Origin of the sequence: Algoriphagus algorifonticola (genome assembly GCF_007655305.1) — a bacterium.
GTDB lineage: Bacteria > Bacteroidota > Bacteroidia > Cytophagales > Cyclobacteriaceae > Algoriphagus > Algoriphagus algorifonticola.
In genome coordinates, this window is record NZ_VLOG01000019.1 from 1 (window position 1) to 14,487 (window position 14,487).

Sequence of the window (14,487 nt, forward strand, 5' to 3'; positions counted from 1 at the left end):
TTTACATTTCCAAAGGGGGAATTGACCCGTATCTTGCCGCAGGCATATCTTAAAATTATCTTAAAAAATATCTTCCATATTGCAACTCAAAAATTATGTCGGGAATAAATATTTCGCGGGAGGCGTATTTCTAAATATTTCTATTGTATTCCTTCTTCTATTTCATCTAAGGCATATCTATTTATTTCTCCAAAGTATAGCAAGCCCAAATCTGAGAAATTCACCATTCAACCAAGTTTGGCTTGCCCAAATAAAGCATCCAACTTAATATCGAATCAAATTTGACAACTCATATGAAATCGAGCACGATGAGAACGACACACAATGGGATGCCCCGATGTATCGGGGAAAATGTGCGACCTGCCTGCCGCAGGCAGGGATTCCATCTGACCTCTAAAAATCAAAATATTGACAGATGAAATATATTGCTTTGATGATTAGCTGTTTGCTGATCAGTTTGGGAACGAAAGGACAAGATCGGGTTATAGGAAAGAACTTTGCTACTCGATCTGAAATCGTTGCTCAAAATGGAATGGCTGCTACCAGCCAGCCTTTGGCGACACAAGCTGCTTTGGATATTTTGAAAAAAGGAGGAACAGCCATGGACGCAGCTATTGCAGCCAATGCCATGTTGGGTTTGGTAGAACCTCATGCCTGTGGAATTGGAGGAGATGTTTTTGCTATCATCTGGGATGCCAAAACTCAAAAACTGTTTGGCTTCAATGGAAGCGGAAGAGCTCCAGCCAGCTTGACTATGGAGGTATTCAAAGAAAAAGGATTAAACTATGTTCCTTTCTTAGGGCCTCTTCCTATTTCTGTTCCCGGTACAGTGGACGGATGGTTTGAAATGCACAAGCGCTTTGGAAAGCTTTCCATGCAAGAAATCCTACAACCAGCAATTGATTACGGAAACAAGGGCTTCCCTATTTCAGAGGTCATTGCCTGGCAAATGAATAATAACTGGCCTCGAATGCAAGACCTTCCGGGTTTCAAGAAAACCTATATGCCAAATGGTGTGTCAACTCCTAAAAAAGGGGATGTTTTCAAAAACCCTGATCTTGCAAGAACTTATGATATAATTGCCAAAGGAGGGAAAAAGGCCTTTTATGAAGGAGAGATAGCGAAGACCATAGATCGGTTTATGAAAGAACATGGAGGCTACCTAAGCTATGAAGACCTAAAAAATCATACTTCCGAGTGGGTGGAACCTGTAAGCACCAATTACAGAGGTTACGATGTTTGGGAGCTTCCTCCTAATGGGCAAGGAATCGCTGCCTTACAAATGCTGAATATTCTGGAAGGGTTTGATATCAAGTCCATGGGCTTTGGAAGTGCTGAATATCTCCATGTATTGACGGAAGCAAAGAAGCTAGCATATGAAGACCGGGCAAAATATTATGCGGACCCTGCTTTCAATCAAATTCCTGTGGATTACCTGATTTCAAAGGAATACGCTGCTGAAAGACGAAAATTAATAGATTTCCACCAAGCTGCAGATGAATATCCAGCCGGAGATATTGAAAAAGGAAACACCACCTATCTGACTGTTGCTGATTCGGAAGGAAATATGGTATCCTTTATCCAAAGCATTTATGATGAATTTGGGTCTGGCATGGTGCCTGATGGCCTAGGATTTGTCTTACAAAACAGGGGGCAAATGTTTAACGTTCAGGACCCAAACCACTGGAACTCCTTAGCTAGAGGCAAAAGGCCATTTCACACTATTATACCTGCATTTATCACTAAAGACGGAAAGCCATTTATGAGTTTTGGCTTAATGGGTGGTGCGGTCCAGCCGCAAGGACATGCCCAAATTGTTGTCAATATCATCGATTTTGGAATGAATATCCAAGAGGCAGGAGATGCTCCTAGAATGCGTCACGTTGGCTCTTCCCAACCTACTGGCTCTCGTATGACCTCTGGTGGTTCGCTCAACCTAGAAAGCGGATTTTCTTACGAAGTGATCCGAACCCTAGAAGAAATAGGACATAGGGTAGAGTTCAGCGTGGGGCCTTATGGAGGCTATCAGGCAATTCGATTTGACCCTATTCAAAAAGTTTATTTCGGAGCTTCAGAATCTAGAAAAGACGGTCAAGCTGCTGGATACTAAAAAGTAATAGAGGTATTTTCTTACCTCAACCTCTAAAAAAAAGCCCTTCAAAGAAATTTTCTGAAGGGCTTTTATATGTCATTTAAAGAATGAATTCTTAGAAGTTACCTCTCAACTCTCCGCTTGGAACTAGATCTGAATGTACATTAACATAAGCATAGCTTGTTCTCATCGCTTCTCTCAAGATCATCAGGTCTCCGCCCATTAATTTACCTCCTAGGCTTGCGCTGGTTAAGGTTCCTTTAACATATACTCCCTCTACAGGTCCATCTCTTCTTTCACCATCTAAAGTTACTACCACCGGGCCATTTGCTCCTGGTTCAGCGAGGTGAATATGCGAGAATCGGATGTCTGAAATATTGTCAACATTCACCTGAAATTCCACAGAGGAATTCTTTTTATTGAATCTGAAAATAGCTACCCCAGTCGCATCCGTTTCTACAGCTGGAACTTCATTCAGACCAGATAGCTTGATAGTGAAATTATCATTATTGTTCGGTTGAACCATGCTAACTTGTCCTCTTAGCTCCCCTGAAGGAAAAGAAGAGGTATGTATGTTCACATAAATTCTACCCATGTTGATTTCCCGGACTAAGTCCGAAACCATCTTTCCTTCCAAAGGACCTGAAAGATCTTCCATGTTGATCATTCCCTCTGCTACCACTCCGTTTTCCAGTCCTGATGGATCTTGAGCGGGAATCAAGGTTACTACCACCGGACCATTTGCACCTTCTGCCGCATTATGTAAATGGGCGAAGATAATTCCAGAAGTGTTAGCTACTCTAACTTGAAAATTAAGGCTTTTACCATCAGGACTCATTGAGAAAAAGGCTGCCCCTGCTCCAGAAGACTCTACAGCAGGAACTTCCTCAGTTCCAATCAAAAAGGAACCAAATTCCATTGTTTGACCCTTCCTGGCATTTTCATCACCAGAAAACTCTGCACTTGAATCGTCTGCCATAGGGATTTGAGCATCTTCCATGCCCTGGCAGGCAACAAAAAACAGCATAACAAACATGCTGAAGTAAACATTTTGAAATAAATTTTTCATGATTTTTTGGGTTTGAATGTTAAAATCGAATAAAAGAATTACGTAGGGTCAACAGGAATTGGATTGACCTGGTTTTCAAAAAGTTGCAATTTTATGAGTGTAAAATGCAGTAATTGATACAGGAAGATTGAATCCTTATATCAAATGATTATTTACAGGTATGTATAATCAAAAAAAAAATCAGCTTCAAAAAGCTGATTTTATCTTATTTCAAAGTTTTCTGCCAATTCCAACTATCCCGAAGGGAATCTTCTAAGGAGTATTTTGGAAACCAGCCCAATATCTTATTGATTTTTTTTGTGTCTGCCCAGATCTGAACCACATCACCGGGACGCTTGGGTCCTATTTCATAATTCAATTTTAGCTGATTTACATTTTCAAAAGTTTCTACAACTTCCAATACAGAGTTACCATGTCCGGTACCTACATTGAATACATCGTAAAAATTAGCACTCTGTCCGCCTAAATAATTAAGCGCTTTCACATGCGCATCTGCTAAATCCATCACATGAATAAAATCCCTTACACAAGAACCATCTGAGGTGTCATAATCATTTCCAAAGACAGTCAATTTTTCTCTTAATCCCGCTGCTGTTTGGGTAACAAATGGCACCAAGTTATTTGGAATTCCATTGGGCAACTCTCCGATTTTAGCACTTGGATGCGCGCCAACTGGATTGAAATAGCGGAGTGAAATCACTCTAACTTCTGCTTTACTTTTCACATAGTCAACCAAAATATCCTCACATACTTTCTTGGTGTTACCATAGGGACTTTCAGCATCTTTTCGAGGTGTGGATTCTGTAACAGGCAAAACATCCGGTTGCCCATAGACTGTACAAGATGAAGAGAAAACCAAATCCTGAATTCCTTCCCTTTTCATAAAATCCAACAAGACCATTAAAGAGCCTAAGTTGTTCTGATAATATTTCAATGGCTCTTGGGTACTCTCTCCCACCGCTTTAAAAGCCGCAAAATGAATTACTCCGGCAAGTTGATGTTCTTTTCCTATTTTATTTAAAATTGATGAGTCATTACAATCTCCTTTGTAAAAAATTGGTTTGTAACCCATGATTTCTTCCAGTCTGTCGATAACTGACTCACTGGAATTTGATAAGTCATCTAATATAATTGGGATTAGACCCGCTTCTGCCATAACTACGGCAGTGTGTGAGCCAATATATCCTGCCCCACCGGTAATTAATATTTTTTTCATTCTTGATTAAAAATTCCTAAAGAACAAATCTAATCCAAAGGATAAGATCTCCCGAATTTTTGATCAAATCTTTAATTGATTAAGGTAAATGTTCCTCGTTTCTCATCAGTATTCAAACCATTTTCCAAGCTATACTGATAGGATATATAGTAGGAATAGGCTCCGGGTGGCATTGGATTGGCATTGTGATTCCCATCCCATCCCTCTGTTCCAGAAAAAATCAATTGCCCCCATCGGTTGAAAATCATCAGTTTATAACTGATGCTACAATTGGATATAGGTTGATAAGGGCCATCTTTGGGTGAAAATCCGGTAGGCATTCGAACCTGAGGCCTCGATTCCGACACCTTACCCAAACCTGAAATTTGGCAGCCTTGGGAATCTGTAACCGTCACCGAAAATTCACCTGAAGGAAGATTTTCCAATAGCGCCAATGCTTCGCCATTTTCCCACTGATAAGTATAAGGTGGAGTTCCTCCAGAAACTTTAACTTCCAATGCACCATCCAGCCCTCCTGGACAACCCGGTGCCAATTCCTCAAATTCCAAATCAAGGAGATCAGGACCATTAATCACCAATTCGAATGGTAAAGTACAAGATTTGGAGTCTTCTAGTAAAAGCTGGAAAGTACCTTTGCTCAATCCTGAAAATGAAAGACGGGCACCATCCCATTCAGATTCAAATCCAATTACTTGATAAGGCGGTTCACCACCAGAAATTTCCAAGACAGCTCCTCCATTGGACTCAGCAGCACAACTTACATCAGTCACTGCTATTCTATTAATCAAAATGGGTTTAGGATCCTCCAGGGATATATTCAACTGAATTTCTCCGCAGCCGGCTTGATCGATCACTTTTACCTGATAGTCCCCAGCAGGTATGTTTTTTAAAAAATCCTCCTGATTTTCCGGAAATCCCTCCCATTCAAATATAAAATCTCCAGAACCTCCTTCTATGGATAGTAAAATTTCCCCATCACTTTCTCCAGGACATGATGGAGAAATTTTATTTCCTTCAGTTACAGAAAGTGCATCAAAAGATCCGATGTTTAAAATTTTTGAGACGCCGAAACAAGAGGGATCAGATGACAAGCTTTCTTCATAAAAAACACTTCTTTCAGAGGCATTTTCATCCCACAAAACTACGATCTCTTCAGTCGATTGACCGGATAGAATTTGACCTCCGCTAACCTGCCAGAAATAGTCTTTTCCATCCACTGGATAAGGTACAGTGTAGGTAAGTGGCTCGATGGTACTTCCGCATAGTCCTGCCTGCCCGGAAGGTATTTCTGGCTCAATATTATCCTGGATTTCTACCTCGATCTCCAAAACCTCACCCAAACAACCATTCTCTGCAACAGGTGTAATACGAATAAGTCCTGTACCTTCAACTACATTCCAATTCACTAAAGCAAATTCCTCATTACTTTGAGTGATCTCCCCTCCTTCAACTTCCCAAATCACTTGATCTATATTGAGAGAATTTTCAAGATAATATCGAATTCCTTCAGAACCGGGACAAAGAGAGGCAGGCCCTTTCAATTCTGTTTCAACGAAAGTAACTTCTATTTCAAATTTGAATTCTGTTTCACTATCACAAGCTCCTGTTCCTGTAGAAGCAGTTACAACTACCTCATAAGTCCCTTTTTCCGTAAAAATATGAGAGACTTCCTGACCGCTTTTATTTGTACTCCCATCACCAAAATCCCAAGAGAAATTAATGAATTTGGGATCATCAGGAATAATCTTCCAAAGCCCTTCTTGATTCAGACAGGCTACCTTCTCTCCTTCTACTTCAAATTCATAGCTCGTTTCAGTTTCAAACTGGACATTTTCTAAACTTGCGCCAATAGCAAATCCATAGGACTCAATGGAGCCAGACCCATACACATATCCTATCAAACCTTCTGGGTTTGAAACAGAATTAACTCCAAATGGAACTTTGATTCTAATATAGCTCAAGTTCGTGCCGGAAACTTGTAAAAAATTACCGCCAACGTTTTGGCCATTTAGGGTAGTCTGACCCTGAGTACCTGAATTTACCAATAGAGTTAAGTAATGCTCGATATTTTGATTAAACCCACCGATGAGCTTGCCTGTAGAAAAAATTATATTCTTGAGCATTTGTGAGTTTGGACTCAAAATAAATAAAGAAGGATCTCCTAAAGGTGCAACGCCAAATTCATTGCAAGCCGCACTTTTTGCAATCACAGCAGCAGAGATGGGTTTGTTTGCATCTATTCTGGCGATGTCATTCTTACCAAACTCAAACTTGGCGCTTTGTCTGGCATTTAAAGTTGCCTTTACCTCTCCGTTTATTCGAACGATCGTCCCATCCTGTGATGCTAATACCTTCACTATTTCACCGGATGTTCTTCCTGCTAAAGGAATATGAATATATTCTTTACCCCAAGTTTGAATAGGATATGCCTGCTGGAAAATGTGGTCTCCACTGGTTCCGCAATCTCCGGCAGAGCTGGTCTTATTACCTCCATAAACTGCTATGAGTTTGCAATTAGTTTGATTGGCATTTAAAACCTTTATTCTGGAACCTGTCAAATCTCCTTCTGCCTTGACTTGATAACTTTCTCCCTCATTCAACACAATCCGAATGGGTGCTCCAGCAGGAATGGTATTGACTGTTCTTGCAGCAGGAATGATCTCAATTTCCGTATCATTTTCGGTGGCAACAACCAGTAAAGTACTTTCAAAATTTTGATTACTTCCTGGATTTTGACCTGGTCCGAAAACATCATAATGAGCCATGACCAGGTATTCGGTGCTTAATGAGCTGTAAGGAAGCACTACAGTTCCATCTGTACTGTATTGTCTCCCATTGATCGCATGGACAGCTAAATCGCCTGAAGAGGTGATTCTAAAGGGTCTATACTCTACCTGTCCACTTTCTCTATGAATTACTCCTTCCTCTTCTCCATCAAATTCTCGGATCAGTTGCTGACCGGCTTCTAGAGAAAATGAAATTACCTGTTTGGGGGTTTGAATGATTCCTGAGGCTTTTTCATTGGCTGTTATGATAACCACGACTTTATCAGGCTGAGAGTTCCTGCGGTTATTATCCATGAAACCAATGTAAAAATCTCTACCAAGGGTACTGATTTGGGAAAAAGCGGAAAAGCATACCAAAAAAATTGGCAAGAATATCCAAATCGCCCTTTTCCACACTGAATTCATCTGCTAAAATCTCCTGAATCAGAAATTTACCTGATTAAGGTGAAAATTCCAGACTTTTCTTCTGTCTCTATTTCACCTTCTTTGCTGAATGTGTAACTCAAGACAAATGTATATGTTCCAACTGGAGCTTCATTTCCTTTAATCATACCATCCCAACCTTCAGTTCCGACGTAGACCATCCCTCCCCATCTATCAAAAACTTTGAGGGTATGGTCCAGAGAGCAATTGGAAACAGGATAATACAATCCATCAGAAGGCAGGTATCCTGTAGGCATTCGAACCTGCGGACTAGTTTCTGAAATCCTTCCATAGGCCATTACCTGACAGCCATTAATATCTGTCACCGTAACGGCATACTCTCCGGAAGGCATATCACTGATAAAGTTAGATCCAAAATTTGAGGTACTAGAAGTAGAGCGGACCTCTGCGATTCCAGAGCCCAAATCCCAAGCATATTGATAAGGTCCTACACCACCTTCAACTTTTACAGCCAACCTTCCAAAACTTCCTCCGGGACAACTTTCACTTTCTTCTACGAAGCTGACCTTTAACTCCTCAGTACCTCCAATTACCCCATCTACTGCTAAGCTACAATTGGTTGCATCCAGAACGAAAAGGGTAAATGGACCTTTTGACAATCCTTTCACGGTAAGTTTTTCTCCATCCCAAGAAGAATCAAAACCTTCCACCTTATAAGGTGCCTTGCCTCCTGTCAAATAAGCGATAAAACCACCATCACCCGAATCTGAGCAAGCGGTTCTCATGTATTCCAATTCTCGGGTTAACTCCAATCCTTTGGGCTCTGATAAGGTCAAGATAAATTCGGCTATCCCACAACCTGATTCATCTTTAACAGTTACTTGGTATTCACCTGCAGCAATATTTTCAAGCTTATTCCCTTTTACAGTAGGATATCCTTCCCATTCAAATTCATAATTACCTGTCCCCCCTTTCACTTTGATCTCCAAAGCACCATTGGTTTCACCTGGACAAGAAGCCAATGTCTCTATCTGTTCTTGAAGCAAAATTGGCTCTCCTGACTTAATCTTTAGAACCTCTGAGCTTCTAGGACAAATGCTTGGATCCTGGGTTTGCTCCGAATAAGAAATGACTTTCCCCTCGCTGGAATTCTTCCATCTTACGGTAACTGATTTACCGGAATTTTCACCGATGATTTCTCCTCCTTGAATAGCCCAAGAATATTGAACTCCTGTCTGAGGATTTGGAACTTCATAGACTTGATCAGGAAAATCGGGTCCGCAAAGCGTTTCAATTCCTTTCGGCTTCAGTAAAACTTCTGATTCCCTTATTCGGATTTCCAGAGATATCAACTCACCAGGGCAATCAGATTCATTGTATGGAATCACTGAAAGCCCCATATTTTCAGTTTCCTCAATCCATCGAATTTTCACAAAATCATTGCCGTTTTCCAAAATCGAACCTCCTCTTACATCTACCCAATCCAAATTTCCAAATGGAGTTGTCGATGAAAAGGTGTAGGTAATTTCTGAACCCAGACAAACTTCCTGACTTCCGTTAATTTGGGCATTCTCAAAAAGTATTTTATCCAGTTTTTCAACAATCAATTTCTTAGAAATACCTCCACATGCATCCTCCGTATTGGTAAGCGTAAAAAACACCTTGCGCTCCTCTGCATCATCATCCCATAGAATTGAAACTTGCTTTTGATCTGCCTCACCAGTAACCTTTCCTCCTATCACTTCCCACAAGATTGACCCAGTAAATTCAAAATCTGCGGGAATTTCATAAACCAGAGACTGCTCTTGTATTCCACAAATACTTTCAGGGCCGAGTGGAATTACATCAAGCCCTGTACTTCCAAGTTCTATATCCAGAATTATTTCTTCTCCTCTGCATCCATTTGGTGCAAAAGCCACCGCTTTGATTTGACCGGCATCGGATGTTTCACTCCATTTCACAGACAGAGAATTAGCTGATTGGCTCACTATTTCTCCACCGATCACCTCAAGCCATTCCAGTTTTTCGAAATTGGCAGTCTCTCCTAATTCGTAAACTTGAGTACTTCCGGGACAAACATTGGTTTCTCCTTTGATCTCTGCAAGTACCTTCAGGACTTCCACATCAAAAGAATAGGTTCTTTCTAAGGCACAGCTGGCTGCTCCATTGGAAGCTATGACAGAAACAGTGAATTTCCCTTCTTTCGTAAATGTATGCTTGGCTTCTTGTCCAAAAACGGGGTCAGAACCATCACCAAAATCCCATTTAAACTGAGTATAAATCTTACTTTCAGGTTGAATCATCCAAGTAGCCTCCTGACCAAAACAAGCCACTCTTTCACCCACTACCTCAAATTCATATTTACTGTCTGCCTCGTATTCTGAACTTTCAAAATTTGCCCCTGCGGAAAAACCGTATGAGTTCAAATTGCCCGTTCCGTATGCATAGGCAATCAATCCTTTAGGATTAGAAAGTGAATTTGTACCTCCACTTAATTTGATCTGAGCATAGTGAAAATTTGGATTTCCTGGAACGGCTTTGAATTGATCTCCAATATTTTTCCCATTCAAAATCGTTTCATTCACTGATTCAGCTGGAACAATTATATTGACGAAATGCCTAAGGAATCCATATGACTGCAGGGAGTTAAAAACGATGGAAGATATCCTTTCATTATTGGGATTGTAGGTGATCATCAAAGGGTCACCAAATTTAAGGGGGCCTGGAGTATCACAGTCCTGACTTTTTGCAATAGCCGTAGCTGCTATGGGTTTATCAGATTTGATAGTAGCAATTTCAGTAGACTTGAATTCATAGATATAAAATTCACCTTCATTTAGAGTCACAGGTGCTAAGCCACTGACCTCGATGGTGGTATTATTTTGAGAAGCCACCACTTTGACTAATTCTCCGGCTGTCCTTTCCAAAAGAGGAATGTGAATGAATTCATTTCCCCAGGTAAAAAGTGGATAGGTTTGTTGAAATAAGTGATCTGATGTAGAACCGCAGGTTCCCCCCTGAGTCATTTTATTCCCGCCGAATACGGCAACTCTTTTACAATCATCAGAGCCAGAATTGACCACCTTCACTCGTGTTCCTGTCAGGTCCCCTTGTCCTTTTAATTGATAACTTTGACCTTTATTTAGAGTGATTTTCACAGGTGAACCTGCTGCAAATCCATTGACAGTAGGTACGGTAGGATTAATTTCAACTTCTGTATTATCCTCTGCCGAAACAATCAGCAGGGTGCTTTCAAAATTATTGGGAGAAAGACTGATGTCATAATAATGAGCAGTGACAATATAATCCTTGCCTATCGCTGTAAATGGCAGAATAACACTTCCGTCTGAACTGGTAGACCTGAGGTTGAACGCATGGACAGCTATTTTCCCGGAAGAAAAAATATAAACACCTTTATTTCTGATAACACCCGAAGATCGATGAATGATGTCTTCAGTCGCTGTGGTGGGGATTTCATGAGTAAATATTTTTCCCTTGGCTATTGAAAAGTTTATAGTCTTACCCAAGTACTGAATATAGCCAATAGCGTCTTCCGAAGCCGTAATGGATATTAGGGCTTTATCCTCATTGTTTTCTTTCAGGTTATTTTCCATAAACCCGAAATAAAACTCCGTACCGACGGTGCTCAACTGGGCGAAACTACCTTCGCTCAGGAAAAATGAACTCAACACCAAAAAGATTAAAAAGAATCTTTTTGCGTGTTTCATTTAAATATAAGGCATAAGCAGATTAGGGTGATCTAGCTATCTAATAAGAGCAAAAGCTCCGGATTTGTTTTCTACTTTTAATTCATCTTCCAACAAAAATGAATATTGGAAGACATAGGAATAAGTTCCTGATGGCGCATTCACTCCAGAAACCGTGCCATCCCATCCCTCAGTACCTGTATAGATAAGTTGACCCCATCTATCGTATATCCAGAGTTGGAATTGCAACTCACAGTTAGATATACCTTCGAAGAGATCCTTATCTCTTTGAGGAAAATATCCTGTTGGAAGTCTAACTTCAGGTTCAGCTTCTTCGACTATACCTTCGCCTAAGCTTACACATCCTGAGCCATCTGTGACAGAAACAGCATAATTTCCTTTCGGAACAGCAAGTAATTGATTACCAAGGGTGGATTGGAATTCCCAAGTATACACATAAGGTCCGACTCCACCAGCGGGAAAGGCAAATAATTCTCCATTACTACCACCTGGGCAAGCAGGCTTCTCCATCCTTACATCTACTTCAAGAGCTATAGGTGATGTTATTTCAAAATCTAGCGGAATGCTACATCCATTGGCATCCAACAATTCCCAAGAATATACACCTTGAGGCATACCTGATAAAGTTACACTTCCATTGAAGGTATTTAAACCCTGATAATCAATTGCATAAGGAGCTACACCTCCAGTTATTGTAAAGCTTACAGCTCCATCAGGTTTACCAAAACAGGAAGTCCCAACGGGACTGATAGACTGGATAGCTAAAGGTTCAGGCTGAATTATTTCCAGGTTTTCTAAAAGTCTTTCACAGCCCAACTGATCTGTGACTTTCACTGAATATAGGCCAGCTACCAATTCTAAAGCATCAGCAGAAGCTAGTCCTGAATCATGGGACCATTCAAAGGTGTATGGAGCAACTCCGCCAATTACTTCCAATCCAATTTCTCCTGAATTCAATCCCGAACAGGAAATTGGAAGCAGCCGAGCTACATTGACTACAAACTCATCTTCTACTTTCACTTCTATTTCAGAAGATTCTCCTTCACAAAGTTCATCCACCAAACTGAAAACCTTATAAGAAACAGCCCCTAAAACGCCGGGCTGATTCCAGGAAACCTCAATCTCAGAACTCCCTTGACCTGAAACAATCTCTCCCCCCGTCACAGTCCAAGTATATCCTCTACCTGAGGAAGCATTTGGAGCTGAATAAGTATAATACACATTTGGGTCAAAACAAACCTGCATTATGCCATCTGGGTCTTCTGCTTCAATTCGCTGATTGATAATTACAGATTTTATTACTGGTTCTCCCGGACATCCATTTAGGGAGTAAGGAGTTGCTTTGACAAATGCGGCATCATTGGCCGGCCCCCAATTAATTAGAACTGAATTATCAGTGGTTTCGATAATTTCTCCGCCCTCTACCTCAAATTCAACCCTACTAACATTTTCAATAGCTTTGAATGAATAAATTAATTCCTCGACATCAGGGCAGACAGACTCTGCTCCCAATAACTCTCCTTCTGTTTCCAAAACAGTGACGCTGAAGGTAACCTCCTCGCGTTGATCACATGAATTAGGGCTGATAGCTGCCAAAACACTTACTTCATATTCTCCTGGCTCGGTAAAGGTGTGAGTCACCTGAGCACCTTCCTGGATATCACTTCCATCTCCAAAATTCCATACAAAATAGGTGAAATCAGGATTTTCAGAATTGATAATCCAATCACCTACCTGATTTAAACAGGCAATATTTTCGCCTTGCACGTCAAATTCATATTCGGATTCTGTTTTGAAATTCAAATTATCCAAAGCGGCACCGGCTGCATATCCGTAAGACTCTAAATCCCCAAAACCGTATGCGTAGGCTGCAAAACCTTCAGGATTAGAAAGTCTATGCACTCCTTGCGAAATATTGACACGGGCATATTGAAAATCTGAATCCCCGGGAAGAGATGAAAATAATGCCCCTATATTTTGACCATCCAGAATAGTTGAATTTTGGGTACCTGCCTTGACTACAATATTAACATAATGATTAACTATGGAAGGCAAGGCAAGAGACTGGAAGGTTAAGTCCTTTAAAAATTGCTCTGATGGACTATACGTAATCATAAATGGATCTCCGGTATTTGCATTTGGAGAGTTCTGCTGATTACAGGCTTGGCTTTTTGAAAACACCGTTACCGAAGAAGGCTTAGAAGTTTCAATTTTTCCAGACTCGTTAATACCAAATTCAATAGGGATCCAAGTTCCTCTATTTACTGTCCCAACAGAAACTCCATTGACACGCACGTCTGTATTGTCCTCAGAGCCTAAAACTTTGACTAATTCGCCGGAAGTTCTACCTGAAAGTGCCACGTGAACAAATGAAGTCCCCCAAGTATTCACCGGGTAAGCTTGCTGAAACAAGTGATCATTTGCTGCACCACAATTCCCTACTGAGGTCCATTTATTTCCTCCAAAAACTGCAATCTTTTTACACTCGTTGGCATTTTCTCCTATCACCCTAACCCGGGTTCCAGTCATATCTTCTTTGGCTTTCAGCTGATAACTCTGCCCCCTATTCAAGTTAATTGAAAAGGGCACTCCCGGGTTTCCTCCTCCTAAGGTATTGACAGAAGTAGTGATTTCTATCTGCGTATTGTCTTCGGTTGCGATGACCAACATGGCACTCTCATCGTTGATATTCCCATTGAAATTCACATCTGCGGTCAAAGTCTCATAATGAGAAGTAATGTAATAGTCCGTTCCCAATGCTCCAACCGGCAATACCACAGTTCCATCAGCACTTCTAAAGCGTTCATTATATGCGTGAACAGCAATTTTTCCAGTACTTGAAATATAGATCCCCTTATTTTCTGTGGTTGCTGAATTCCTATGCAATAAATCTAAATCTTCAGAGGGTACTCTTAGGGTGTATTGTTGTCCAGCTGTCATGGAAAAACTTACCGATTGCCCCAAGTACTCAATAGTTCCTGTTGAATTTTCGCTGGCTGTCAAAATCAAAACTGCAAAATCAGGTGCTCCATTTGAATTTCCTGAAGGTGGTACTCGGTTATTATCCATGAATCCTACCCAGAATTCTTTTCCCACGGTAGAAAGCTGAGCAAAAGAGAGAGAGCTCTTCGCCAGAAAAATGATTAAAAGAATTGTTGTTAGGTAAAATTTCCTCATTCTACTCAGTTAGAAGACTATAATTTTTCAATATA

General features: G+C 40.7%; 6 protein-coding genes. 1 reads left to right on the forward strand and 5 read right to left on the reverse strand.

The genetic code is table 11. The features are described 5' to 3' along the window. Nucleotides 1–415: 415 nt before the first annotated feature. The gene (ggt, locus tag FL972_RS03685; RefSeq protein WP_144603734.1) at nt 416–2,110 is read left to right on the forward strand and encodes a gamma-glutamyltransferase; all 1,695 of its coding nucleotides are present in this window, start codon (nt 416–418) and stop codon (nt 2,108–2,110) included. 97 nt (nt 2,111–2,207) lie between these two features. Here the strand turns inward: ggt and FL972_RS03690 are convergent, their stop codons facing one another. From FL972_RS03690 to FL972_RS03710, 5 genes are all read right to left on the reverse strand, one after another. Next, entirely contained in the window at nt 2,208–3,161 is a 954-nt protein-coding gene (locus FL972_RS03690) for a CHRD domain-containing protein (RefSeq protein ID WP_144603736.1), read from the reverse strand. A gap of 205 nt (nt 3,162–3,366) precedes the next feature. Then, nucleotides 3,367–4,377 carry a UDP-glucose 4-epimerase GalE gene (galE, locus tag FL972_RS03695; RefSeq protein ID WP_144603738.1) on the reverse strand — a complete coding sequence of 337 codons (1,011 nt, stop codon included), beginning with the start codon at nt 4,375–4,377 and terminating at the stop codon, nt 3,367–3,369. Between the two features lie 71 nt (nt 4,378–4,448). After that, complete coding sequence (locus tag FL972_RS03700; protein ID WP_186299983.1) at nt 4,449–7,457, reverse strand: PKD domain-containing protein; 3,009 nt, start codon at nt 7,455–7,457, stop codon at nt 4,449–4,451. 137 nt (nt 7,458–7,594) lie between these two features. After that, nucleotides 7,595–11,236: a PKD domain-containing protein gene (locus tag FL972_RS03705; protein ID WP_186299985.1), complete on the reverse strand. Its 3,642-nt coding sequence runs from the start codon at nt 11,234–11,236 to the stop codon at nt 7,595–7,597. Between the two features lie 75 nt (nt 11,237–11,311). Then, nucleotides 11,312–14,452, reverse strand: coding sequence for a PKD domain-containing protein (locus FL972_RS03710; protein ID WP_144603744.1), 3,141 nt, complete (start codon nt 14,450–14,452; stop codon nt 11,312–11,314). Between the last annotated feature and the right edge of the window lie 35 nt (nt 14,453–14,487).

Bases quoted from the DNA above. Each gene is read 5' to 3' on its own strand.
- galE (WP_144603738.1), bottom strand. From the start codon at position 4,377: ATGAAAAAAATATTAATTACCGGTGGGGCAGGATATATTGGCTCACAC.
- FL972_RS03710 (WP_144603744.1), bottom strand. From the start codon at position 14,452: ATGAGGAAATTTTACCTAACAACAATTCTTTTAATCATTTTTCTGGCG.
- ggt (WP_144603734.1), top strand. From the start codon at position 416: ATGAAATATATTGCTTTGATGATTAGCTGTTTGCTGATCAGTTTGGGA.
- FL972_RS03690 (WP_144603736.1), bottom strand. From the start codon at position 3,161: ATGAAAAATTTATTTCAAAATGTTTACTTCAGCATGTTTGTTATGCTG.
- FL972_RS03700 (WP_186299983.1), bottom strand. From the start codon at position 7,457: ATGGATAATAACCGCAGGAACTCTCAGCCTGATAAAGTCGTGGTTATC.